At 50.7% G+C, this 25,490-nt stretch carries 20 protein-coding genes, 6 tRNA genes and 1 pseudogene; 21 read left to right on the top strand and 6 right to left on the bottom strand.

Features of this window, described 5'->3' with window-relative positions; translation table 11 throughout:
- Positions 1 to 120: pseudogene (locus J1784_RS23270) on the top strand (IS30 family transposase); the annotation flags it as partial.
- A gap of 83 nt (positions 121 to 203) precedes the next feature.
- Here the strand turns inward: J1784_RS23270 and chiQ are convergent.
- The 4 genes from chiQ to nagE form a co-directional block, all read right to left on the bottom strand.
- Positions 204 to 545, bottom strand: coding sequence for a ChiQ/YbfN family lipoprotein (chiQ, locus tag J1784_RS23275; protein ID WP_217151169.1), 342 nt, complete (start codon positions 543 to 545; stop codon positions 204 to 206).
- Between the two features lie 13 nt (positions 546 to 558).
- Complete coding sequence (chiP, locus tag J1784_RS23280; protein ID WP_217151170.1) at positions 559 to 2,022, bottom strand: chitoporin ChiP; 1,464 nt, start codon at positions 2,020 to 2,022, stop codon at positions 559 to 561.
- A gap of 423 nt (positions 2,023 to 2,445) precedes the next feature.
- Positions 2,446 to 4,116, bottom strand: coding sequence for a glutamine--tRNA ligase (gene glnS, locus J1784_RS23285; RefSeq protein WP_217151171.1), 1,671 nt, complete (start codon positions 4,114 to 4,116; stop codon positions 2,446 to 2,448).
- 205 nt (positions 4,117 to 4,321) lie between these two features.
- Positions 4,322 to 6,268 (bottom strand): PTS N-acetyl glucosamine transporter subunit IIABC, encoded by a 1,947-nt coding sequence (gene nagE / locus J1784_RS23290; RefSeq protein ID WP_217151172.1) that lies wholly within the window; start codon positions 6,266 to 6,268, stop codon positions 4,322 to 4,324.
- 495 nt (positions 6,269 to 6,763) lie between these two features.
- Here nagE and nagB point away from each other — a divergent pair, with 495 nt between their 5' ends.
- The 11 genes from nagB to J1784_RS23345 all read left to right on the top strand — a co-directional run bounded on the left by nagB (position 6,764) and on the right by J1784_RS23345 (position 13,857).
- On the top strand, positions 6,764 to 7,564 hold the full coding sequence (nagB, locus tag J1784_RS23295; protein ID WP_217151173.1) for a glucosamine-6-phosphate deaminase: 801 nt from the start codon (positions 6,764 to 6,766) through the stop codon (positions 7,562 to 7,564).
- Between the two features lie 143 nt (positions 7,565 to 7,707).
- Positions 7,708 to 8,847, top strand: a complete 1,140-nt coding sequence (gene nagA, locus J1784_RS23300; RefSeq protein WP_217151616.1) for an N-acetylglucosamine-6-phosphate deacetylase — start codon at positions 7,708 to 7,710, stop codon at positions 8,845 to 8,847.
- A gap of 20 nt (positions 8,848 to 8,867) precedes the next feature.
- Positions 8,868 to 10,091 carry a DNA-binding transcriptional regulator NagC gene (nagC, locus tag J1784_RS23305; RefSeq protein ID WP_217151174.1) on the top strand — a complete coding sequence of 408 codons (1,224 nt, stop codon included), beginning with the start codon at positions 8,868 to 8,870 and terminating at the stop codon, positions 10,089 to 10,091.
- A gap of 57 nt (positions 10,092 to 10,148) precedes the next feature.
- Entirely contained in the window at positions 10,149 to 10,901 is a 753-nt protein-coding gene (locus tag J1784_RS23310) for an HAD-IIA family hydrolase (protein WP_152326452.1), read from the top strand.
- Positions 10,902 to 11,263: 362 nt separating this feature from the next.
- Positions 11,264 to 12,928 (top strand): asparagine synthase B, encoded by a 1,665-nt coding sequence (gene asnB, locus J1784_RS23315; protein WP_217151175.1) that lies wholly within the window; start codon positions 11,264 to 11,266, stop codon positions 12,926 to 12,928.
- A 228-nt stretch (positions 12,929 to 13,156) separates the two neighbouring features.
- Positions 13,157 to 13,233 (top strand) — tRNA-Met (locus J1784_RS23320).
- An 8-nt stretch (positions 13,234 to 13,241) separates the two neighbouring features.
- A tRNA-Leu gene (locus J1784_RS23325) sits at positions 13,242 to 13,326 on the top strand.
- A gap of 23 nt (positions 13,327 to 13,349) precedes the next feature.
- A tRNA-Gln gene (locus J1784_RS23330) sits at positions 13,350 to 13,424 on the top strand.
- Positions 13,425 to 13,494: 70 nt separating this feature from the next.
- Positions 13,495 to 13,569 (top strand) — tRNA-Gln (locus J1784_RS23335).
- A gap of 92 nt (positions 13,570 to 13,661) precedes the next feature.
- A tRNA-Met gene (locus tag J1784_RS23340) sits at positions 13,662 to 13,738 on the top strand.
- 44 nt (positions 13,739 to 13,782) lie between these two features.
- Positions 13,783 to 13,857: transfer RNA gene (locus J1784_RS23345), tRNA-Gln, on the top strand.
- Between the two features lie 122 nt (positions 13,858 to 13,979).
- Here J1784_RS23345 and ubiF read toward each other — a convergent pair.
- Positions 13,980 to 15,164 carry a 3-demethoxyubiquinol 3-hydroxylase gene (gene ubiF, locus J1784_RS23350; protein ID WP_217151176.1) on the bottom strand — a complete coding sequence of 395 codons (1,185 nt, stop codon included), beginning with the start codon at positions 15,162 to 15,164 and terminating at the stop codon, positions 13,980 to 13,982.
- 187 nt (positions 15,165 to 15,351) lie between these two features.
- Between ubiF and miaB the strand changes: the two genes are divergently transcribed.
- The 9 genes from miaB to J1784_RS23395 all read left to right on the top strand — a co-directional run bounded on the left by miaB (position 15,352) and on the right by J1784_RS23395 (position 24,764).
- Positions 15,352 to 16,776 (top strand): tRNA (N6-isopentenyl adenosine(37)-C2)-methylthiotransferase MiaB, encoded by a 1,425-nt coding sequence (gene miaB, locus J1784_RS23355; RefSeq protein WP_217151177.1) that lies wholly within the window; start codon positions 15,352 to 15,354, stop codon positions 16,774 to 16,776.
- Positions 16,777 to 17,055: 279 nt separating this feature from the next.
- Positions 17,056 to 18,114, top strand: a complete 1,059-nt coding sequence (locus tag J1784_RS23360; protein WP_037037044.1) for a PhoH family protein — start codon at positions 17,056 to 17,058, stop codon at positions 18,112 to 18,114.
- Positions 18,111 to 18,584: an rRNA maturation RNase YbeY gene (ybeY, locus tag J1784_RS23365; protein ID WP_217151178.1), complete on the top strand. Its 474-nt coding sequence runs from the start codon at positions 18,111 to 18,113 to the stop codon at positions 18,582 to 18,584. The genes J1784_RS23360 and ybeY overlap by 4 nt, the downstream gene beginning before the upstream one ends.
- A 99-nt stretch (positions 18,585 to 18,683) precedes the next feature.
- Positions 18,684 to 19,562, top strand: coding sequence for a CNNM family magnesium/cobalt transport protein CorC (gene corC, locus J1784_RS23370; RefSeq protein WP_120132608.1), 879 nt, complete (start codon positions 18,684 to 18,686; stop codon positions 19,560 to 19,562).
- A gap of 7 nt (positions 19,563 to 19,569) precedes the next feature.
- Positions 19,570 to 21,102, top strand: a complete 1,533-nt coding sequence (gene lnt / locus J1784_RS23375) for an apolipoprotein N-acyltransferase (protein WP_217151179.1) — start codon at positions 19,570 to 19,572, stop codon at positions 21,100 to 21,102.
- A 434-nt stretch (positions 21,103 to 21,536) separates the two neighbouring features.
- Positions 21,537 to 22,433: an amino acid ABC transporter substrate-binding protein gene (locus J1784_RS23380; protein WP_217151180.1), complete on the top strand. Its 897-nt coding sequence runs from the start codon at positions 21,537 to 21,539 to the stop codon at positions 22,431 to 22,433.
- A 188-nt stretch (positions 22,434 to 22,621) separates the two neighbouring features.
- Positions 22,622 to 23,362: an amino acid ABC transporter permease gene (locus J1784_RS23385; protein ID WP_217151181.1), complete on the top strand. Its 741-nt coding sequence runs from the start codon at positions 22,622 to 22,624 to the stop codon at positions 23,360 to 23,362.
- 2 nt (positions 23,363 to 23,364) lie between these two features.
- Positions 23,365 to 24,042, top strand: coding sequence for a glutamate/aspartate ABC transporter permease GltK (gene gltK / locus J1784_RS23390; RefSeq protein ID WP_120506280.1), 678 nt, complete (start codon positions 23,365 to 23,367; stop codon positions 24,040 to 24,042).
- Positions 24,039 to 24,764 carry an amino acid ABC transporter ATP-binding protein gene (locus J1784_RS23395; RefSeq protein ID WP_013576488.1) on the top strand — a complete coding sequence of 242 codons (726 nt, stop codon included), beginning with the start codon at positions 24,039 to 24,041 and terminating at the stop codon, positions 24,762 to 24,764. Before gltK ends, J1784_RS23395 begins: the two co-directional genes overlap by 4 nt.
- Before the next feature lie 58 nt (positions 24,765 to 24,822).
- On the opposite strand, the gene J1784_RS23400 is transcribed toward J1784_RS23395, so the two are convergent.
- Entirely contained in the window at positions 24,823 to 25,326 is a 504-nt protein-coding gene (locus J1784_RS23400) for a zinc ribbon-containing protein (protein WP_217151182.1), read from the bottom strand.
- Between the last annotated feature and the right edge of the window lie 164 nt (positions 25,327 to 25,490).

Consider the following 25,490-nt stretch of genomic DNA (forward strand, 5'->3'; position numbering starts at 1 on the left):
GTTCACAGCCAGCTAAGACTAAACAGTGTTGCCAGGCAGCTCAACGAGAGGCCAAGAAAAACGCTAGACTATGAATCACCCGCAGAGCGTTTTAACCAATGTGTTGCATCCATCGGTTGAACTCACAAGCGATGACAGACATAAAAACCCCGGCAAGCCGGGGTTTCGCTTTTAATAATGAAGCGTTTACCTAAACCCTGCTTTTAGTTTGCAGGCTTAGGCGCGTTATTGGCTTTGATTTCCTGCCAGATTTTGCCGCAGTCCGCCGCATACGCCTGACCATCACCGGTTTTACGCGCCGTCAGACAACGCTGATAATCCACCACGCGAACTGTTTCCTGTTCCGCAAATTTCTGGTGAGCTTTTTCCTGTTTCAGCTTGTTCAGTAACACCTGACAGGACGCCAGTTTGTCCGGATTGCCTTCCGCCGTATTAATACACGCGCTGTAATCTGCACGCGTCTGGGATATCTGAGCCTGATCGGCGGTTGGCGCGCAAGCGGCCAGCAAGACTGCCGATACCACAATCATCAGTAATTTATTCATCGACATAACGACCTCAGAAAATAGTGAATGGAGCAATAACGATGAATTTCACGTCTTTTTCATCCTGGAATATGTTGCCGTACCCCCCGCCCCAGCTCGGAATATCTGAGTGGTTGTCGTACTGGGTGTAGTGCAGTTTAAACAGCGTGCCCTTCGCGCGACCTTCCTGGATGGTATAAAGCGCATCCAGACTCCAGGCGCTTTCTTTCAGGCGCTGGCTCTGGTCATAAGCGGCGTTGGTGCTTGGTTTGGCATCCCACGCATAAACGTAAGAACCACCGACGGCAAAGCCCGGCAGATCCCATTTCGCGAGATCGTAAAGCACGCCAGCGTATACCGCTTTTTCGCCGTTAGCGTTGAAGTCAGAACGGTTATCCCACCATACGTCAAGACGACCGTTGGAAGAGGAATATGTCGGGGTCATACGTTGCAGGAAGTATCCCTGATTACCTTCCGCTTTAACCATCGTACCTTCCAGCCGCCAGTTAAACTGTCCTGTGGTGTAGCCGAAAGTCAGCGCCTGCAACCAGGCCAGCCCGTCATACAAGCTGTTCGGATCGTTCTTGTCGCTGATGCGGTCTTGCGCACCATAGAACTGGTAACTGGTGGTCAGCGGATTGCCCATCAGATCGATTTTGTAAGACGCTTTGGCAAAGTACTGATCGACGTAGCTTTCAGCCTGACCAAAAGCCCCTTCCAGTACGAAATCATTTTTGAAGTCGTATTTCGCGCCGAGAGAATGGATATACGAAACACCGGTTTTCTTATCGTTCTGACGGAAATCATCCATTTCCAGATGCCACGGTGATTTATATTCGTCGGCCCACATATAGGAGAAACTCAGTTCGCCCGGATCCCCGAAGTCATGCTTATAGCCTGCTTCCGCGCCGCGATAAGTCCCCGGCATGAAGCTCCAGTGCGGCGCAATCAGCGTCTGCCCGGTTGGCTGGATGTAACCTGCGTGTCCCCAGAATCCGCCGTATTTGAATTTACCGGCCGCTTTGTACAGACTGACGCCGCCTTTATCCCCCGAATAGTCTTCGTCGTAGGCGTGGTTTTTAGAAGAAAACGCGATTTCGTTTGGATGGCCGCTGTCACTGGCTTCAGCTAATTCAATGGCGGTAAAAGCGGCGACGTCGATCCCGAACATATCCCAGGCATAGCCGGAAGAGAAATCGAGATTCAGGTTAGCGGTGGAATGCGAAAGGTTGGTGGCATACTTATCGTAATCAGGATTATTTACCGTGACTTTTGTGCCGTCAGGGCGGGTTTCTTCTTTAGTTTTATTAAGGTCTTTGCGGTCACGTTCGCGCTGCCAGTAATACACACCACCGGTCAGCGTCGAATCGTCAATAAAGCCTGCCGCTTTGGCGTCTTCGGAAAACATCATTCCGCCACCTAATAAGGTGCCGGCAAGAGAATAGAGTGCAGGTTTCAGGTAAGCCGCTCCCCTGCCCCTGTTAAGGTGCTTGTGCATAGAAATTCCTCATTTTTGACTAAAAAGTACGAACAAAACCCAAACGGGTATTAAAAGCGGCCGCCAGAGGCGTAACCGGTTAAATCATGATCAAGAGTATTTTTCGCGACGCGAATTATCAATGAGTAATTAATCATTGATCGCCGAAGTATGACAAAGTGCACATAAAGATGAAAAAGTGTAACAAAAGACTATGAGAAGGGATTAAGAAACGGAGTAATGAAAATAAATAATCAAATCAGTGAAATGACGTTTTAATACGTCAATTTAAACGTTTCAGCACACATATTCAGGGTTTAAAAAGCAAACATCAGAAACACATTAATTCGCGATGAAAAACAAAATTGGCAAGCCTCAGACATAAAAAAACGCAGCCTGAGCTGCGTTTTACTTTTGTCGATCTAACAAGCCGATCACAGGCGATTACGCGACGGGTTTGCTTTCCCAGGTATCACGCAGGCCAACGGTGCGGTTGAACACCAGATTATCAGCACTTGAGTAGCGACTGTCAGCGCAGAAGTAACCTTCACGCTCGAACTGCAGGCTGATTTCAGCCTGAGCGGTCACCAGAGAAGGCTCTACAAAACCGTGAGCAATCACCAGCGATTCAGGGTTGATCGTGGTCAGGAAGTCTTCTGCCTGGCCAGGATTCGCAACACTGAACAGACGGTCATACAGACGGAATTCCGCCGGTTTACCTTCAGACGCAGAAACCCAGTGGATCACGCCTTTCACCTTGCGGCCATCAGCCGGATCTTTGCTCAGCGTTTCAATATCGTAAGAACAGAAGATGGTGGTGATATTGCCTTCTGCATCTTTCTCGATACGTTCTGCTTTAATAACATACGCATTGCGCAGACGTACTTCTTTGCCCAGCACCAGACGTTTGTATTGCTTATTGGCTTCTTCGCGGAAATCAGCCTGATCGATGTAGATTTCACGGGTGAATGGCACTTCACGGGTGCCCATTTCCGGTTTGCTCGGATGATTAGGCATTTTCACCTTCTGCACGTCATCACCGGTAAAGTTTTCAATGATCACTTTTACAGGGTTGATAACAGCCATAGCGCGCGGTGCGTTTTCATTCAGGTCATCACGGATACAGGATTCCAGCGCCATCATTTCGACGTTGTTGTCTTGTTTTGTCACGCCGATACGACGGCAGAATTCACGGATAGACGCAGCGGTGTAACCACGACGACGCAGACCGGAAACGGTCGGCATACGCGGATCATCCCAGCCTTCAACAATATTATCCGTTACCAGCAGGTTCAGCTTACGCTTGGACATGATGGAGTATTCAAGATTCAGACGGGAGAACTCGTACTGACGTGGATGGCATGGAATGGAAATGTTATCCAGCACCCAGTCGTACAGACGGCGGTTGTCCTGGAATTCCAGCGTACACAGTGAATGCGTGATCCCTTCCAGTGCATCGGAAATGCAGTGGGTAAAATCGTACATCGGATAGATGCACCACTTGTTACCGGTCTGATGGTGTTCTGCAAATTTGATGCGGTAAATCACCGGATCCCGCATTACGAAGAATGGCGAAGCCATATCGATTTTTGCACGCAGACACGCAGCGCCTTCGGCGAATTCGCCGTTACGCATTTTTTCGAACAGCGCGATGTTCTCTTCGACGCTGCGATCGCGGAACGGGCTGTTTTTACCCGGCGATGTCAGGGATCCACGGTATTCGCGGATCTGGTCTGGAGACAGTTCATCAACATACGCGAGACCTTTATTGATCAGTTCCAGCGCATAGGCGTGCAGCTGATCGAAATAGTCTGAAGAGTAATGAATATCACCGCTCCAGTCGAAACCAAGCCATTGCACGTCGTGTTTGATTGACTCAACGAATTCAATATCTTCTTTTGCCGGGTTGGTATCGTCAAAACGCAGGTTGCACTGCCCCTGATAGTCCTGCGCGATGCCGAAATTCAGGCAGATAGATTTCGCATGACCAATATGCAGATAGCCATTAGGCTCGGGCGGGAAACGGGTATGAACGGTATTGTGTTTCCCGGTCGCCAGATCTTCATCAATAATCTGACGGATAAAATTTGTTGGGCGGGCTTCTGCCTCACTCATTGTGCAATTCCTCTACGCGACATTTGACTCTACGGATAACCGCTTATGTTCCAACAAGCCACGTAAGGAAACAACCGTTAGTTGCATAAAATCGTGGTTATCTGCATGACTTCTGCCTGGAAGCAATAAAAAAACGGGAAGAGATTGCTCTCTTCCCGCGATTAGACTTTTTACTTTGCTTTCGACTGTTACTTAATCAGCAGAATTATTTACTCTGGATTTCGAACAGTTTGGTCTGACCGGCAACCACTGAGCCGCTGGCCAGAGAAATCACACCGGTGTAATCGTCGATGTTACTGACCACAACCGGGCTAATCATTGAGCGCGCGTTGGCGTTCAGATAATCCAGATCCAGTTCCAGTACAGGCTGACCCGCGACGACCGTTGCGCCTTCTTCGACCAGGCGGGTAAAGCCCTGACCGTTCAGTGCAACCGTATCAATCCCCATGTGCACTACGATTTCAGCGCCGGAAGTGGTTTCCAGGCAGAACGCATGGTTTGTATTGAAGATTTTCACCACAGTACCGGCCGCAGGAGAAACCACAGTTTTGTCTGTCGGACGGATAGCGACACCATCACCCACTGCTTTGCTGGCAAATGCTTCATCTGGCACCTGTTCCAGCGCTACGATGTCACCGGTAACCGGCGAAACCAGAGTCTCAACTACGATTTTCACGCTGTTTGGCACAGCCTGAGGAGCCGCTTTAACCGCAGCAACCGGGGTCGCAACACCGGCAGCAATCGGGCCGCGTGCCATCACTTTCTTCATGGCATCAGCCAGAGACTCTGCTTTAGCGCCAACGATAACCTGGATGCTTTGTTTATTCAGACGGACAATACCGGATGCGCCCAGACGTTTACACGCTGCATCATCAACGGTACCGGCATCTTTCACATTCAGACGCAGACGGGTAATACAGGCATCAATACCTTTGAAGTTGTCAGAACCCCCCAGAGCACCAATGTAGCTCACAGCCAGCTGATTCAGACCTTCTTCAGTGTTGCTGTTCGCTTCCGGTTCACCGATATGATCCACGTCGTCTTCACGACCCGGCGTTTTCAGGTTGAACATGCGGATGATCACGCTGAACAGAACGAAGTAGATGATGAAGAAGACCACACCCATCACCAGCAACATCCAGACGTTTTTACTTGCTGCTGGCAGGTTGTACATCAACGCATAGTCGATAGCGCCCGCAGAGAAGGAGAAGCCTGCGTGAATGCCCAGAGCGGTTGCGACATACAGGCTGATCCCGGTCAGGATGGCGTGTACTAAATACAGCAACGGAGCAAGGAACATGAACAGGAATTCTAACGGCTCAGTTACCCCGGTCAGGAATGCAGTCACAGCAACTGATACCAGCATACCGCCTACCAGCGGACGACGGTCTTTCGGTGCAGCGAAGTACATTGCACATGCTGCGCCTGGCAAACCGAACATCATGATTGGGAAGAAGCCGGACATGAACATCCCCGCAGTGCCGTCACCCGCGTAGAAGCGGTTGATGTCACCGTGGAATACTGTACCTGCAGCGTTGGTGAAATCACCAATCTGGAACCATGCGATGGTGTTCAGAACCTGATGCAGACCTGTTGGGATCAGCAAACGGTTTACGAAACCAAAGATACCTGCACCGAATGCGCCAGCACCTACGATCCACTCCCCGCCCGCACGGATTGCATCCTGCACCGGAGGCCAGACGTAACCGAAGATAGCGGCCAGAATCAGACAGAAGAAGCCCGTTGCGATAGGAACGAAACGTTTCCCACCGAAGAAGCTCAGGAAGTCAGGCAGTTTAATATCAGACCAGCGGTTGTAAACCATACCGCCCACCAGACCGGTGATAATACCGGCCAGCACGCCCATGTTTACCGCAGGGTTGATGGTTATCATCGCTTTGGTCAGGATGAAGTAACCAATACCGCCCGCTAATGCTGCTGCACCCGCGTTGTCTTTAGACCAGCTGGATGCCACACCAATAGCAAAAATTAATGCGAGGTTATCGAAAATCCCGCCACCGGCTTGCGCGATGAAAGGCATATTAAGAAGATCAGGCTGACCGAAACGCAGCAATAAAGCAGCGACCGGTAGTACGGCTATCGGCAGCTGAAGCGCTCTGCCTAAACGCTGAAAGAATCCAAGAATATTCACATTTCCCCCTATCCGCCGTCAGGCGAATCACCTAAGTAGTTTAATTAGTATGGTTACTACCTTTACCGTTCCGATTTAACCAACTGCACTTATAACTAACAGCACTGCGAGTGTAAAAAGATTATTTCGTATCGCAAATTAAAACCTCTCTTTTTGTGAGAAATATCACCAAAAAGAGGTCATAACATGCCATCAGACTGGTCAACACACAAAACTTATTTTATCATTAAAAAAATCTAGACGGCATTGTGCCATTCATAAACCGCCGCGGTGGTTTACGCTTAACAAGACCGCCTTTGAACTGACGAACTTAGTTTTTACTTTGACTACGTATATCCGCAGTCATTGACGTTGCAGGAAGGCGGCAATCGAGTGGATCCCGATGAGCTTACACAGGTAAGTGATTCGGGTGAACGAGAGCAGCCAACGCCCCTGCAAGGTCAAGGACAAAGGATATCAACAGTATATTCAATATTCTGAAACTAGAGGTACGTGATGAGACTTATTCCTTTAAACACCACCACTGAAGTTGGCAAATGGGCTGCACGTCATATCGTTGAACGTATTAACGCTTTCAAACCTACTGCCGACCGTCCTTTCATTCTGGGTCTGCCTACCGGTGGCACCCCTCTTGAAGCTTACAAACATTTAATCGCCATGCATAAAGCAGGCCAGGTTAGCTTCAAGAACGTCGTTACTTTCAACATGGATGAGTATGTCGGTCTGCCACAGGAACACCCTGAGAGCTACCATACTTTCATGTACAAAAACTTCTTTGACCACGTTGATATTCCACGCGAAAACATCAACTTGCTGAATGGTAATGCACCTGACGTTGACGAAGAATGCCGCCAGTACGAAGCGAAAATTAAGTCTTATGGCAAAATTAACCTGTTCATGGGTGGCGTGGGCAACGACGGCCATATCGCATTCAACGAACCGGCATCTTCCCTGGCTTCCCGTACGCGCATCAAAACGCTGACCCACGAAACCCGTATCGCGAACTCCCGCTTCTTCGACAACGATGTGTCTCAGGTGCCAAAATTCGCCCTGACAGTTGGCGTGGGTACGTTGCTGGATGCGGAAGAGGTGATGATTCTGGTTACCGGTCACGCGAAAGCGCAGGCTCTGGAAGCCGCCGTTGAAGGCAACATCAACCACATGTGGACCATCAGCTGCCTGCAATTGCACGCGAAAGCCGTTATGGTATGTGACGAACCGTCCACCATGGAACTGAAAGTCAAAACTGTTAAATATTTCCGCGAGTTAGAAGCGGAAAATATGAAAAATCTTTAATTAACTGAGTCCCCGAAAGCATTGGAGTTGCAGCAAGGCGGCAACTGAACGAATCTCCGGGAGCTTACTGAAGTAAGTGACCGGAGTGAGTGAAAGCAGCCAACGCCGCTGCGGCTCAAATGATTTAGGGGAATGGGGGCATGATGTACGCATTGATTGAGGGCCGGATATATACCGGTCATGACGTTCTGGATAACCACGCGGTAGTGATTGCGGATGGCAAAATCGAACGTGTCTGCCCGGTGAGTGAATTGCCGGCGAATGTGGAAACCCGCAGTCTGGATGGCGCCATTCTTGCCCCCGGATTTATCGATCTGCAACTTAATGGTTGTGGCGGCGTGCAGTTCAATGATTCTCTGGAAGCGATTTCCGTAGAAACGTTAGAAATCATGCAGAAAGCCAATGAAAAATCCGGCTGTACCAGTTTCTTACCGACGCTGATTACCTGTAGCGACGACTACATGAAACACGGTATCAGCGTGATGCGCACCTATCTGGAAAAGTATCCGAACCAGGCTTTGGGTCTGCACCTGGAAGGGCCATACCTCAGCCCGGCTAAAAAAGGCACGCACAATCCTGCCTTTATCCGCCTGCCAGACAGCGCCATGATTGACTTCCTGTGCGCTAACGCCGACGTGATAACTCAGCTGACGCTGGCGCCGGAACAGGTTGATGCGAAATATATCCGCCAGTTGCGTGATGCCGGGATCGTGATTTCCGCAGGCCATTCAAATTCTACTTATGCTCAAGCACGTGCCGGTTTTGCGGCAGGGATCAGCTTTGCGACGCACCTTTATAATGCAATGCCCGCCATTACCGGTCGTCAGCCTGGCCTTATTGGTGCAATCTTCGATACGCCCGAAGTGTATACCGGCGTGATTGCAGACGGTTTGCATGTGGATTGGGCCAACATCCGTAACGCGAAAAAGCTCAAAGGCGAGAAGTTGGTGCTGGTCACTGATGCTACCGCTCCGGCTGGCGCGAATATTGATGAGTTCATTTTTGCCGGTAAAACAATATACTACCGTGACGGACTCTGTGTGGACGAAAACGGTACGCTGAGCGGCTCTGCGCTGACGATGATCGAAGCGGTGCAAAACAGCGTCGAACATGTCGGAATTGCTCTGGATGAAACGCTGCGTATGGCATCGCTTTATCCGGCTCGCGCCATTGGTCTTGATGACCAGCTGGGCAGCATCGAAGCAGGTAAAGTCGCTAATCTCACCGCGTTCACTCATGATTTTAAAATCACAAAAACTATCGTTAATGGTGACGAAGTTTAATTGAGCGGATAACAGCATTGATGACAACTGGCGGACAGCAGGCACAAATCGGCAACGTTGATCTGGTTAAGCAGTTAAACGGCGCAGCCGTTTACCGCCTGATTGACCAGCAAGGGCCCATCTCACGCATTCAGATTGCCGACATGAGCCAGCTGGCACCCGCCAGTGTCACCAAAATTACCCGGCAATTGCTTGAGCGCGGGCTGATCAAAGAAGTGGATCAGCAGGCTTCTACCGGAGGCCGCCGCGCAATTTCCATCATTACCGAAACCCGCCCTTTCCATACCATTGCGGTGCGCCTTGGCCGCCACGATGCGACGATTACGCTTTACGATCTCAGTGCCAAATCGCTGGCTGAACAACATTACGCCCTGCCCGAGCGCACTCAGGAAACGCTGGAGAATGCGCTGTTCGAAGCCATTGCCCAGTTCATCGAGCTCAATCAGCGTAAAATCCGCGAGCTGATTGCCATTTCTGTCATCCTTCCGGGGCTGGTCGATCCGAATAAAGGGATCGTGCGCTACATGCCGCATATCAGCGTCGGGGCATGGAAATTAGTCGATGCGCTGGAAGCAAAATTCAAAGTCACCAGTTTTGTCGGCCACGATATCCGCAGTCTGGCGTTGGCCGAGCACTACTTCGGTGCGACCCGCGACTGTCAGGACTCCATTTTGGTTCGCTTACACCGCGGAACCGGCGCAGGGATCATCGTTAACGGCCAGATTTTCCTTGGCAGTAACGGCAACGTCGGTGAAATCGGTCATATCCAAATCGATCCGCTGGGAGAGCGCTGTCATTGCGGTAATTTCGGCTGTCTGGAAACTGTTGCGGCCAACGCCGCCATCGAAAATCGTGTACGCCATCTGCTGACGCAAGGCTATGCCAGTAAACTAAGTCTGGAAGACTGCTCGATTTCCGCCATTTGTAAGGCCGCCAATCGCCACGATGCACTGGCTACCGAAGTAATTGAACATGTGGGACGCCAGCTGGGTAAAGGCGTGTCGATTGCGATTAACCTGTTTAATCCGCAAAAAGTGGTGATTGCCGGTGAAATCACGGAAGCCGATAAAGTCCTGCTTCCTGCTATTCAGAACTGTATTAATGCGCAGGTTCTGAAAGATTTCCGCCGCAATTTACCGGTAGTGACTTCAGCCCTGAATCATCAGTCCGCGATTGGGGCTTTTGCTCTGGTCAAACGGGCTATGCTGAATGGCGTTCTGTTACAGCGTCTGATGGAAAATTGAGACGTGCTATAGTATCAGGCTGCCAGGAATGGGACTGAACACGTGGGTTTGGAAATCATGACAATAAAGAACGTAATTTGTGACATTGATGGCGTGCTGCTGCACGACAATACCGCAGTACCCGGCGCCGACCGTTTTCTGGCGCGAATTCAGGAACAGGGAATGCCGTTAGTTATTCTCACTAACTACCCTTCCCAGACAGCGCAGGATCTGGCAAATCGCTTCAGCGCCGCCGGTCTTGAAGTCCCTGAAAGTGCATTTTTCACCTCCGCGATGGCGACCGCTGATTTCCTGAAACGTCAGGAAGGCAAAAAAGCCTATGTCGTCGGCGAAGGGGCGCTGATCCATGAACTGTATAAAGCCGGTTTCACTATTACCGATATCAATCCTGATTTCGTGATTGTTGGCGAAACCCGTTCCTATAACTGGGACATGATCCATAAAGCCGCCTATTTCGTGGCGAATGGCGCACGGTTTATCGCGACCAATCCGGATAATCACGGGCACGGTTTTGTTCCGGCCTGTGGCGCGTTATGTGCCCCTATCGAAAAAATTACCGGTCGCCAGCCGTTTTACGTCGGCAAACCGAGTCCGTGGATAATCCGCTCGGCTCTTAATAAAATGCAGGCGCATTCCGAAGAAACGGTCATTGTGGGCGATAATCTGCGCACCGACATTCTGGCAGGCTTCCAGGCAGGTCTGGAAACCATTCTGGTGCTAACCGGCGTATCCACTCTCAATGATATTGAGGGAATGCCCTTCCGCCCTACCTGGATTTATCCTTCCGTTGCCGATATCGACGTGATTTAACGGCTACGGGTAAGCCTCTGAAAACGAGTCCGGATAGATATCCCGGCTCGTTTTTTTTCGCCTTGCTGTCTGATATTTATCCACTTTTGTCTTTTTTTGAATCCTCCTCAATTTTTGGCGATTAAATTAATAATCCGCTAATGAAATCACCATAAAACTGGTGATTCGCTAAAGATCACCTACCATCAGCCAACTATTTATCAGAAGAGCGTTAAACCACTTGCACAACATGGGGGTTTTGACGCATTTTCATAATCAGCAACGCAACAAACGCCGCTTAAAACTGCAAGAACGGCAACGTTGATCCTCATTCATAAACATAAAAATGACAGCCAGAGAAACGTCGTTAGGGAGAAAGTAATATGTGTTCAATTTTCGGTGTGCTCGATATCAAAACTGACTCCGTCGAGCTGCGCAAAAAAGCGCTGGAACTGTCGCGCCTGATGCGTCACCGCGGACCAGACTGGTCCGGCGTGTTTGCCAGCGACAAAGCGATTCTGTCGCATGAACGTCTTTCCATCGTTGACGTGAACAACGGCGCACAGCCTCTGTACAACGCAGCACACACCCACGTTCTGGCTGTTAACGGCGAAATCTACAACCATCAGGCTCTGCGCGCAGAACTGGGCGACAAATATGAATTCCAGACTGCGTCCGACTGTGAAGTCATTCTGGCGCTGTATCAGGAAAAAGGCCCTGCTTTCCTCGATGAACTGCAAGGCATGTTCGCCTTTATTCTGTATGACACAGAAAAAGATGCGTACCTGATTGGTCGCGACCATCTGGGCATCATCCCGCTGTATATGGGTTATGACGAACACGGCAACATGTATGTCGCTTCAGAAATGAAAGCGCTGGTGCCGGTTTGCCGCACCATCAAAGAATTCCCGGCAGGCAGCTATCTGTGGAGCCAGGAAGGTGAAATTCGCGAATACTACCATCGTGACTGGTTTGACTTCGAAAACGTCAAAGACAACGTCACTGACGCTGCTGCCCTGAAAGATGCGCTGGAAGAATCAGTGAAAAGCCATCTGATGTCTGACGTACCTTACGGCGTGCTGCTGTCTGGTGGTCTGGATTCGTCCGTGATTTCTGCAATCACCAAGAAATTTGCCGGTCGTCGTATCGAAGATAAAGATCAGAGCGAAGCCTGGTGGCCGCAGCTGCACTCCTTTGCTGTCGGTCTGGAAGGTTCACCGGATCTGCGTGCCGCGCAGGAAGTGGCTAACCATTTAGGCACCGTGCACCACGAAATTCATTTCACCGTGCAGGAAGGCCTGGATGCTATACGCGATGTTATTTATCACATCGAAACGTACGACGTCACGACTATCCGCGCATCAACGCCGATGTATCTGATGTCGCGTAAAATCAAAGCGATGGGCATCAAGATGGTGTTGTCTGGCGAAGGCGCAGACGAAGTACTGGGCGGCTACCTGTACTTCCATAAAGCGCCGAACGCCAAAGAATTCCACGAAGAAACCGTGCGAAAATTGCTGGCCCTGCATATGTATGACTGCGCACGTGCCAACAAAGCGATGTCAGCCTGGGGCGTGGAAGCCCGCGTACCGTTCCTGGACAAAAAATTCCTCGACGTCGCGATGCGTATCAACCCGAAAGACAAGATGTGCGGCAACGGTAAGATGGAAAAACATATCCTGCGTGAATGTTTCGAGTCTTATCTGCCACACAGCGTGGCGTGGCGTCAGAAAGAACAGTTCTCTGATGGCGTAGGTTACAGCTGGATCGATACCTTAAAAGAAGTGGCCTCTCAGCAGATCACCGATCAACAGCTAGAAACTGCGCATTTCCGTTTCCCGTACAACACGCCAACGTCTAAAGAAGGCTACTTGTACCGCACGATTTTTGAAGAATTGTTCCCGGTTCCAAGCGCGGCTGAATGCGTGCCTGGTGGCCCTTCAGTGGCCTGTTCCTCTGCGAAGGCGATTGAGTGGGATGAAGCGTTCAAAAACATGGACGATCCTTCCGGCCGTGCTGTTGGCGTGCATCAGTCCGCCTACAAATAATCGATTTACCGGTTATTATCCTTGTAGCAAACGGGCCTTCTAAGGCCCGTTTTTTTATGGGTAAAGCCAGTAAAAATAATGTCTTTTGTCCAATTAATCACCAGAGTGGTTATAAGCCAGACAAATGGACGCCATCAGGGCTTTTTCTCCAAAAAAGGTGTTGACGCAAAACGGTCATATACGCATAATGCGCCCCGCAACGCCGATGAAGGTAGCGCGAAAAAAGATGGCTACGTAGCTCAGTTGGTTAGAGCACATCACTCATAATGATGGGGTCACAGGTTCGAATCCCGTCGTAGCCACCATCTTTTTTGCGGGAGTGGCGAAATTGGTAGACGCACTAGATTTAGGTTCTAGCGCCGCAAGGTGTGCGAGTTCAAGTCTCGCCTCCCGCACCATTTCCAGACATCGGTAGCACAGTTGGGGTATCGCCAAGCGGTAAGGCACTGGTTTTTGATACCAGCATTCCCAGGTTCGAATCCTGGTACCCCAGCCATTTTCTTATCTTTCACATTGCTGTACTGATGTGTTTGTGAGGAAAATCCAATTTGAAGAAGTTGTACTGTTGGGGTATCGCCAAGCGGTAAGGCACTGGTTTTTGATACCAGCATACCCTGGTTCGAATCCAGGTACCCCAGCCATACTTCTTTCTGTATAATTGGTAAGCACTTGAAATTTATTATTAAGTTAGTTAAATTAGTGCTTGAAGTTTTGTAGTAAGTCAGTAAAATTTGGCTACGTAGCTCAGCTGGTTAGAGCACATCACTCATAATGATGGGGTCACAGGTTCAAATCCCGTCGTAGCCACCATTTTACTTGCAGTACACTGCTCAAAAGGTAGTGAGAAACAAAATTGGGGTGTCGCCAAGCGGTAAGGCTCTGGTTTCTGATACCAGCATACCCAGGTTCGAATCCTGGCACCCCAGCCACATTAAGAAAGCCCGCCTCGTGCGGGCTTTTTGCTTTTCTGCGTTTTAATCATTTTACGTTTTAACTAATATGCTAAAAAATTAAGGCCGGCAAAGATGTTTCCCCGCAGGCCTTAACTTCTTTAAATCCCTAACGCATATTTCAGCGCCTTAGTTTTCAGTGCGCCGGCACGCTGTGCGGACATCAGCGCCAGATTACGCAGCACTTTCACCGGTGCCAGATCGTTGCTGAAGGCGGTGTAGAACAGATCCATGCCGCTTTGCATCAGCAAATTATCCAGACGACGCTGACGCTGATAACGCAGCAATACTTTCTCACTGCTCCATGCCTCATCATGATCGCGTGCTTTCTCCAGTACCGATAACAGTGCCTCTACGTCGCGATACCCCAGATTCACGCCCTGCCCTGCCAGTGGATTGATGGTATGCGCCGCGTCGCCAACCAGCGCCAATCCCGGCAAGACATAACGCTGAGCGTGACGGCGAACCAGCGGGAATGCCCCTGCGGATATGGCTTTGATATTGCCCAGACGTGCCGGGAAAGCCTGCATCACTTCTGTCGTGAGCTGCTGCATATTCAGCGTTTTCAGGTAACGGATACGCTGCGGGCTGTCATACCAGACAAGCGAAGCCTGATTACCAAACAGAGGCAGGAACGCACGTGGTCCGGATGGGAAAAACTGCTGCCATGTGACATCCTGATCCGGCGTTTCGGTTTCAACATTAATCAGCATGCAGTGCTGGCGATATCCCCAGCCATCTACACCAATTCCTGCCAGCTGGCGTACCAGTGAATTCGCCCCGTCTGCGGCAATCACCAGTTTCGTGCGCAATAATTCCCCGGTAGTCAGTTGCAGAGACCAGGTTTTATCATCGTGCTGCAAAAGGTGGCGTAACTTTGCCGGACAAAAACGCGTCAGATTCGGGAGTGCGTCGAACTGTTGCCACAGCGCTATCTGCAACACGCGGTTTTCCACCATGAATCCCAGCTCGGGTAATCCGAGCGATTGTGCATCAAATTTCACATCAGAACCGTCCACTTCCCAGGTTTCCAGTCTGCGGTACGGCACGGAGCGCATTTTCTCAACCGCTTCCCACGCGCCCAGTTTCTTTAAAAATCGGACAGACGCACAGCCAATGGCGGAAATACGCAAATCAGCGGGTGCTGAAGGGGCAAATCCGGCAGGCGCTTCATTCTCAATCAGTGCGACCTGCAACCCCTGTTTTGCCAGCCCCAGCGCCGTGGCCGCGCCGACCATGCCGCCGCCGACAATTACTGCATCAAATGTCTTCTCAGAATTATTCATTTTATTCCGGCTTTCTGTTCAGTTCATTATGAGAAGTGTACCGGATTTTTGTGTCAGCATCAGGGCCTAAGCGACTTTCCTGCACTGGTCAGCACCGGAGTGAGGGTTTACAATACCCCCCCTGAACCATGCTATGCACTGCGGCATTGCCGATCTTTCGTTCCCCGTATTGAGTACTGACACGCTGATGACTAAAAAACTGCACATAAAAACCTGGGGCTGCCAGATGAATGAATACGATTCATCCAAAATGGCCGACCTTCTCGACAGCACTCACGGTTACCAGCTGACGGATAATGCTGAAGAAGCAGACATCCTGCTGCTCAACACCTGCTCAATCAGGGAAAAAGCGCAGGAGAAAGTGTTCAGCCTGCTCGGACACTGGAAATTACTGAAAAAGAAAAATCCGGATATCATTATCGGCGTCGGGGGCTGCGTGGCCTCGCAGGAAGGCGAGATGCTGCGTAAACGAGCGCCTTGCGTCGATATCGTTTTCGGTCCGCAAACCCTGCATCGCTTACCCGAAATGGTCAATCACGTGCGCGGTACCAAAAGTCCGGTCGTGGATATCAGTTTCCCGGAAATCGAAAAATTTGACCGTTTGCCGGAACCTCGCGCCGACGGCCCTGCGGCTTTCGTTTCTATCATGGAAGGCTGCAACAAATATTGCAGCTTCTGCGTGGTGCCTTATACCCGTGGCGAAGAAGTCAGCCGCCCGTGCGATGACGTGCTGTTTGAAGTCGCGCAGCTGGCCGCCCAAGGCGTGCGTGAGGTGAATCTGCTTGGTCAGAACGTCAATGCTTATCGTGGCGATTCCTTTGACGGCGGGATCTGCACCTTTGCAGAGCTGCTGCGTCTGGTGGCAGCGATTGACGGCATCGACCGTATCCGCTTCACCACCAGTCATCCGGTTGAATTTACCGATGACATTATCGACGTTTACAAAGACACGCCGGAAGTCGTGAGTTTCCTGCATCTGCCCATCCAGAGCGGTTCCGATCGTATCCTGACCATGATGAAACGTCCGCACACCGTGCTGGAATACAAATCAACCATCCGTAAACTGCGCACCGCGCGTCCGGATATTCATTTCAGTTCAGATTTCATCATTGGCTTCCCTGGCGAAACAAATGAAGATTTCGAGCGCACGATGGATTTGATCGCTCAGGTCAATTACGACGTCAGTTTTAGCTTCATCTATTCTCCCCGCCCCGGCACACCGGCGGCTGATATGGTGGATGATGTGAGCATGGACGAGAAGAAACAGCGTCTGGCGCTGTTGCAGGACCGGATCACTCAGCAGGTTATGCGTTTCAGCCGCGCCACGCTGGGCACCGTTCAGCGCATTCTGGTGGAAGGTACGTCGCGTAAAGACATCATGGAACTGACCGGGCGTACCGAATGTAACCGCGTGGTCAATTTCGAAGGCACGCCGGATATGATTGGTAAATTCGTGGATGTCGAAATTGTTGATGTATATGCCAACTCATTACGCGGTGTAGTTGTCCGTACCGAAGAACAGATGGCGCTGCGTCTGCATGAATCTCCGCAATCGGTCATCGAACGTACCCGTAAAGAAAATGAATTGGGCGTTGGGATGTATCAACCCTGAACCATAGTAATGATGCATGACCTGACATCCACAGGACGCCACGGCGTCCTGTTTCTTTTGAGTTTTTCGCTAATACCTTCATCGTAAGGGTTTAATTTTTCGGCAAAGGCCGCATATTCGGATGAAGGTCCCTGCAACTGCCGCCTCGGCGCAGCATATTTTGCCAAGGGCATGTATTATTAACTCAGGTATGGTTGACGGCTGAAAGTAGTAACCAGCCGGGTGAAATCAAAGATACTCGAACACATTGACTGACCCAGAGCGGTCCAGAGGATTCGTTTGAACGTTGTAACACAAGAGATTTTACTGGAGCCTGAAGACAATCAGCGTTTGCTGAGCCTGTGCGGGCCGTTTGATGACAATATCAAACAACTGGAACGCCGGTTGGGCGTTGAAATCAACCGTCGTGATAACGCGTTTAAATTGGTCGGAAAGAGTCTGCCTGTTGCGGCAGCCGCCGACATCCTGCGTGATTTATATGTCGACACGGCGCCGTTGCGCGGTGAAATTCAGGATATCGATCCTGAAAAAATCCATCTGGCGATCAAAGAAAGCCGGGTGCTGGAACAGACGGCTGAAAGCGTGCCGGATTTTGGCAAAGCGGTCATTATCAAAACCAAGCGCGGTATGGTGAAGCCGCGGACGCCGAATCAGGCACAGTACATTGCCAACATTCTCGACCACGACATCACCTTCGGCATTGGTCCTGCGGGTACCGGTAAAACCTATCTGGCCGTGGCTGCTGCGGTGGATGCGCTGGAGCGTCAGGAAGTGCGTCGTATTCTGCTGACCCGCCCTGCGGTTGAAGCCGGTGAAAAACTGGGCTTCCTGCCGGGCGACCTCAGCCAGAAAGTCGACCCGTATCTGCGCCCGCTGTATGACGCATTGTTCGAAATGCTCGGCTTTGAAAAAGTTGAAAAACTGATTGAGCGCAACGTGATTGAAGTCGCTCCGTTGGCTTATATGCGTGGCCGCACCCTTAACGACGCCTTTATTATTCTCGATGAGAGCCAGAACACCTCTATCGAACAGATGAAAATGTTCCTGACCCGTATTGGTTTTAACTCCAAAGCGGTGATAACCGGTGACGTCACGCAAATCGACTTACCCCGTCATCAGAAGTCAGGGCTTCGTCATGCGATTGAAGTGCTGTCTTCCGTTGAAGAGCTCAGCTTTAACTTCTTCCATAGTGAGGACGTAGTTCGTCATCCGGTGGTGGCGCGCATCGTTGTCGCGTACGAAGCCTGGGAAGAAGAAGACCAAAAACGCCGCGATGCGATTGCCGCAGAGCGTAAACATGAACACCAGAACAGCTCAACACAACAGGCCAGTCAATGAACACGGTAATTCTCGATTTACAAATTGCCTGCGATGAACCCGCAGGTTTACCGTCTGAAAATGACTTTCAAAAATGGCTCGAAGCTGTTCTTCCGCAGTTTCAGGAGGAATCGGAAGTGACTATCCGTCTGGTCGATATTCCCGAAAGTCATGAACTGAATATGACGTATCGTGGCATGGATAAACCGACCAACGTGTTATCCTTCCCGTTCGAAGCACCTCCGGGTATGGAGATGCCGCTTCTGGGCGACCTGATTATTTGTCGTCAGGTCGTTGAGAAAGAAGCGAAAGAACAGGATAAAGAACTTCTGGCCCACTGGGCACATATGGTCATTCACGGCAGTTTGCATTTGCTGGGCTATGACCATATCGTTGACGAAGAAGCCGAAGAAATGGAATCGATTGAAACTGAAATCATGCAGGGTCTGGGTTACCCGGATCCGTATATTTCAGAGAAGGAAGACCACTGATTTATCAGTAAACTCGCGCAGCGCCTGCCCGGTGATGGTTTATCATCCGCAGGCGTTTCGCATAATTTTCACTAACACGAGTAAAACAAACCAAACGCCATGAGCGATGACCATTCACAAAATAGTGACAGCCCCAGTCCCAAGAAGGGCTTCTTTTCCCTTATCCTTAGCCAGCTTTTTCACGGTGAACCCAAAAACCGTGGCGATTTGGTTGAGCTGATCCGTGATTCTGAACAAAACGATCTGATCGACCCCGATACCCGTGACATGCTGGAAGGCGTGATGGATATCGCCGAGCAGCGCGTGCGGGATATCATGATCCCACGTTCACAGATGATCACGCTAAAACGCAATCAGCCGCTGGAAGAGTGCCTCGATGTCATCATCGAATCCGCACACTCACGCTTCCCGGTGATCAGCGAAGATAAGGATCACATTGAAGGCATCCTGATGGCCAAAGACCTGCTGCCGTTTATGCGCACAGCGTCTGAGCCATTCAGCATCGATAAGGTGCTGAGAACCGCAGTGGTGGTTCCTGAAAGCAAACGCGTAGACCGCATGCTGAAAGAATTCCGCTCCCAGCGTTACCATATGGCGATTGTCGTCGATGAATTCGGCGGCGTTTCCGGTCTGGTGACCATCGAAGATATTCTCGAACTGATTGTCGGTGAAATCGACGATGAGTACGACGAAGCGGAAGATCTGGATATTCGCCAGCTCAGCCGCCATACGTATACCGTCCGCGCGCTCGCGCCGATTGAAGATTTCAATGAAGTCTTCCAGACAAACTACAGTGACGATGAAGTCGACACCATTGGGGGTCTGGTCATGCAGTCATTCGGCCATTTACCGGCGCGCGGCGAAAGTATTGAAATTGACGGTTACCTGTTCAAGGTTGCGATGGCTGACAGCCGCCGTATCATTCAGGTTCACGTAAAAATACCGGACGACGCGCCGCAACCGATACTGGAAGAATAATCACTCCATGGCAATTGCCTCTTTATATCAACGCCAGCGGGTCCGTGCCCTGCTGGCGCTCTTTTTCGGTGCCTGTGGCACGCTGTCATTTTCCCCTTATGACTTCTGGCCTGCGGCGATCATTTCACTGTGCGGTCTGCTGGCATTAACGCTCGACCGCCGTCCCGCGCAGGCCGCTTTTCTCGGCTTCTTCTGGGGAATGGGTCTTTTTGGCAGTGGCGTAAACTGGGTTTATGTCAGTATCGCCACCTTTGGCGGTATGCCGGAAGCGATCAACCTTTTCCTGGTCGTTTTGCTGGCCGCGTATTTGTCGCTGTACACCATGCTGTTTGCCGGTTTGTTCAGCAAACTGTGGCCGAAAACCACCTGGTGGAAACTGGCACTTGGCGCGCCCGCATTGTGGCAGATTACGGAATTCCTGCGCGGCTGGGTGCTGACCGGTTTCCCGTGGTTGCAGTTCGGCTATAGCCAGATCGACGGCCCGATGAAAGGTCTGGCACCGATTACCGGCGTTGACGGTATCACCATTTTGCTGACTTCGCTGAGCGGACTGATTGTGTACGCGGTGCATCAGCGTCGCGCCACGCCGGGCATTATCGCAGTCGTCATGCTGCTGCTGCCGTGGCCGCTGCGCTATATCCACTGGTATCAGGAACAAACTGATAAAACGATTGATGTGGCACTGGTTCAGGGCAATATTCCGCAGTCGATGAAGTGGGATCCAAAAGCGCTGGAAAGCGCCTTGCAGACCTATCTGGATCTCAGCCGTCCGTACGTGGGCAAATCCAGCATGATCATCTGGCCGGAATCCGCGATTTCAGACATCGAATCCGATCAGCAGGGTTTCCTGAGCATGGTAGATAATATATACCGCTCTCACGGCACCCAACTCATCACCGGCATTATCGATGCCCGCCGCAATGAAGAAGGCATGAAGGTGTATAACAGCGCCATCGTGCTCGGCGGGGAAAAGCCGTATCACTACCCGGACGAAAACCGCTTCAACAAGCACCATCTGGTGCCATTCGGTGAATTCGTGCCGCTTGAAACTATTCTCCGCCCTCTGGCGCCGTTCTTTGATTTGCCGATGTCAGGACTGACCAGCGGTGATTACGTGCAGAAACCGCTGGTGGTTAGCGGCCTGAATCTGACCACGGCAATTTGCTATGAAGTGGTGTTCGGTGAACAGGTGCGCGATAACCTGCAACCAGATACTAATTTCCTGCTGACGATTTCAAATGATGCCTGGTTCGGGCATTCAATTGGCCCGTGGCAGCATTTCCAGATGGCACGTATGCGTTCGCTGGAACTCGGTCGTCCGTTGCTGCGCAGCACTAACAACGGCGTGACGGCCGTGGTGAATGCTCAGGGCGATGTCACCCATGAAATCCCGCAGTTTACCCGCCAGGTGCTGAACGTGAAAGTCACACCAACAACCGGCATGACGCCGTATGCCCGCATGGGCTGGTGGCCGGTGTGGTTTGCAACGTTAGTGATGGCAGGTGCCGCATTGTGGCTCGGACGTCGTAAATCCCGATGAACTGCATTAGCTGTTAAAACAGGCGCCTAAGGGCGCCTGTTCTTTTATGTCGCACCCTTTCCTGATCTGTTCTTCTCTCGCCCTTTTACCTGCTGCCGATTGTTCCCACTGCCGCATTTAGCGCTGCCGGAATGTCTGCTAATGAAGTTAAATCGGGCTATCTGGCACGACTCTTGCTACATCTGATTGAAAGATATCTGTTTAGTGATTTTTTGCGACGAGATGCATCATTTTGATACAAACCGGCTGATCCTCATGCACTTTTTAAGTGCACAGCCGCTTGATTGCTTCGAATTGGTGCGCGTCTCGTCTCAAAAAAGAAACAATATGGTTTCATAATATTCACATTCAGCTATTTTCTAGCTTCATATGACGAGGCATTAGTACTTTCTGATCCCTGAGTTTGGATCCCTAATGACAGCAAGGAGTTGGACATGCAATTGCGCAAATTGGCATTATCAGTACTGTTGGCAAGCGTTACCATAAGCAGCTTTGCTCACGCAGAAGAGCTGACCGGTACCCTGAAAAAAATCAAAGACAACGGCGTTATCGTTGTAGGTCACCGCGAATCCTCAGTGCCCTTCTCTTATTACAACAACGAACAAAAAGTCGTGGGTTACTCACAGGACTACTCTGACGCTATCGTCGATGCCGTGAAGAAAAAACTCGACCTGCCAAACCTGCAAGTCAAGATGATGCCGATCACTTCCCAGAACCGTATCCCGCTGTTGCAAAATGGCACTTACGATTTTGAGTGCGGTTCCACCACCAACAACCTGGAACGTCAGCAACAGGCTGCGTTCTCTGACACCATCTTCGTGATTGGCACGCGTCTGCTGGTGAAAAAAGGCTCCGACATCAAAGATTTTGCTGATCTGAAAGGCAAAACCGTCGTGGTGACTTCCGGTACCACTTCCGAAGTGCTGCTCAACAAGCTGAACGAAGAGAAGAAACTGGACATGCGCATCATCAGCGCGAAAGACCACGGTGACTCCTTCCGTACCCTGGAAACTGGTCGTGCCGTTGCCTTTATGATGGACGATGCCCTGCTGGCCGGTGAACGCGCTAAAGCCAAAAAACCTGATAACTGGGAAATCATCGGCACGCCGCAGTCCAAAGAAGCTTATGGCTGCATGATGCGTAAAGACGATGCTGAATTCAAAAAGCTGGTTGATGACACCATCGTGAAAGCACAGACCTCCGGTGAAGCCACCAAATGGTTCGAAACCTGGTTCAAAAAGCCAATTCCTCCGAAAAACCTGAACATGAACTTTGAACTGTCAGACGACATGAAAGCTCTGTTCAAAGCGCCAAACGATAAAGCGCTGTAAGAAATACCAGACAGACAGGTATAACCAAGAGAAGAGTGAAAAGTGATTAAAATATAAGGCTGGCCCACCAGCCTGTGATGATAAAGATGCGGGGTGGTCGTTCCCCACCCCGCGTTTCTTCCCATTCACTTTAGGCGGATTACGTCATCACTCAGAGGGTAATTCATTACCCGTTTTACGGAGTTTTTATGTCAATAGATTGGAACTGGGGCATTTTTCTGCAACAAGCCCCCTTCGGTAATACCACTTATCTGGGCTGGATTTGGAATGGATTTCAGGTCACTGTCGCACTGTCAATTTGCGCCTGGATCATCGCCTTCTTCGTCGGCTCCCTGTTCGGTATTTTACGTACCGTCCCCAACCGTATCCTCTCCGGCATTGGTACGTGTTACGTCGAGTTATTCCGTAACGTCCCTTTGATCGTACAGTTCTTCATCTGGTATCTGGTGGTCCCTGAACTGCTGCCGGAAAATATCGGCATGTGGTTTAAATCAGAACTGGCACCTGACGTGCAGTTCTTCACCTCATCTGTAATTTGTCTTGGCTTGTTCACCGCCGCCCGCGTGTGCGAGCAGGTACGTGCTGCCATTCAGTCACTGCCAAGCGGTCAACGCAACGCGGGGCTGGCGATGGGGCTGACCCTGCCACAAACGTATCGGTATGTGCTGTTGCCGAATGCTTATCGCGTGATTGTGCCGCCGATGACCTCTGAAATGGTCAATCTGGTTAAAAACTCCGCTATCGCCTCGACCATTGGTCTGGTCGATATGGCGGCGCAGGCCGGTAAATTGCTGGATTACTCCGCACATGCGTATGAGTCTTTCTCCGCGATTACCCTGGCCTATGTTCTGATTAATGCCGTCATCATGCTGCTGATGCACTTTGTAGAACGGAAAGTCCGCCTGCCGGGCAACGTGGGAGGTAAATAAGCATGCATGAATTTGACTGGAGTTCTATTGGCCCCGGCCTGCCCTATCTGTGGCAAGGCATGGTCATTACGCTGAAGATTACGTCGCTGGCGATTGTGGTCGGTATTTTGTGGGGCACGTTGTTGGCGGTGATGCGCTTATCGACATTTAAGCCGATCAGCTGGTTTGCGTCGGCCTACGTCAACGTGTTCCGTGCCGTTCCGCTGGTCATGGTGCTGTTGTGGTTCTATCTGATTGTGCCGGGCTTTTTACAGAAAGTGCTCGGGCTGTCGCCTAAAACCGATATCCGCCTGATTTCTGCGATGGTGGCATTTGCGCTGTTTGAAGCCGCTTATTATTCCGAGATTATTCGCGCAGGGATTATCAGTATCGCACGCGGTCAGTCTTCTGCCGCGCTGGCACTGGGTATGACGCAGTGGCAGTCAATGAAGCTGGTGATTTTGCCACAGGCTTTCCGCGCCATGGTGCCGCTGTTGCTGACGCAGGCCATCGTCTTATTCCAGGATACATCGCTGGTGTACGTTCTGGGCCTCGCGGACTTCTTCCGCAGTGCATCCAACATTGGCGACCGCGACGGTACGCTGGTTGAGATGGTGCTGTTTGCAGGACTTATTTACTTTGTTATCAGCCTTTGTGCTTCCTTGCTGGTGCGTTATTTGAAGAAAAGGACCGTTTCATGATTTCACTGAAGAATGTTTCTAAATGGTACGGGCACTTTCAGGTGCTTACCGATTGCAGCACCGAAGTTAAAAAAGGTGAAGTTGTGGTGGTTTGCGGGCCTTCAGGTTCAGGTAAATCGACGCTGATTAAAACCGTTAACGGTCTGGAGCCGGTTCAGAAAGGCGAGATCCTGGTTAATGGCACGCCAGTGAATGATAAGAAAACCAATCTGGCGCAACTGCGTGCCAAAGTCGGCATGGTGTTCCAGCATTTCGAATTGTTCCCGCACCTTTCCATCATCGATAACCTGACGCTGGCGCAGGTCAAAGTATTGAAACGCGATAAAGCCGCAGCGAAAGATAAAGGCCTGAAATTACTGGATCGCGTCGGTTTATCCGCGCATGCCAATAAATTCCCCGGTCAGCTTTCCGGTGGTCAGCAGCAGCGTGTGGCAATTGCCCGTGCGTTGTGCATGGATCCCATCGCAATGCTGTTTGATGAACCGACTTCTGCGCTTGATCCGGAAATGATCAACGAAGTGCTGGACGTGATGGTCGAACTGGCAAACGAAGGCATGACAATGATGGTGGTTACCCACGAAATGGGCTTTGCCCGTAAAGTGGCGAACCGCGTGATTTTCATGGATGAAGGTAAAATTGTGGAAGATCGCAATAAAGACGATTTCTTCAATAACCCGGAATCAGATCGTGCGCGCGACTTCCTGGCGAAAATCCTGCACTGATCAGCCTGCACTAATTAGAATAAATCCTGCCCCGTATCGCGGGGCAGGAAATTGACACTCAAGGCTCAAACGGACGGCGCGTAAATTCGGTATGTCCGCACTTAGGGCATTTGCTCAGAATTTCAGGCGTATAAACCGCTAAGTTGAAATGACAGTTTTCGCACACCAGATTTCCCAACCCGACCACTTCCCCGCTGTGATAAATCCCGTGATGGCTGACATCTTTAAAGACTTCTTTCCATTCCAGCTGGGTTTTGTCGGTCATATCGGCCAGTTCTTTCCACAGGCTTTCTTTAATCACCCGCATAAATACGCTGTCTGTGCCGTCATCATCCGCTTCTGCCACGGCCTGCTGACTTTCAGAATAGCTGCGCGCGAATTCATGCAGGTCGCGCCTGACCGCAGACGTTAACTGCTCAATCTGGATTTCAGACAATTTGCCTTCGTTTTGCAACTCAATACGGGCATCCTGCACCAGCGCGCTGATATCACGTTCCCCATTTTTTAACCGTTCAGTGAGTGAGGCCACCAGCTGGCGGTAAGATTGCGTAATATTGCTCATAATTGCTTCTCCTTGAACTGACGTAATCATTTGCCCGGCAAAAGCGCATTGACTTTATTTTAGCCGTAAATCCCTGATCCGTTGCGCAGATTATGTCGTGCTGGCTCGCAGATTATGAATATTGCGCCAATAGCGGACAGAAATTCCCTTTAGCCCTCGCTGGG

Source organism: Rahnella ecdela, assembly GCF_019049625.1.
Classification (GTDB): Bacteria; Pseudomonadota; Gammaproteobacteria; order Enterobacterales; family Enterobacteriaceae; genus Rahnella; species Rahnella ecdela.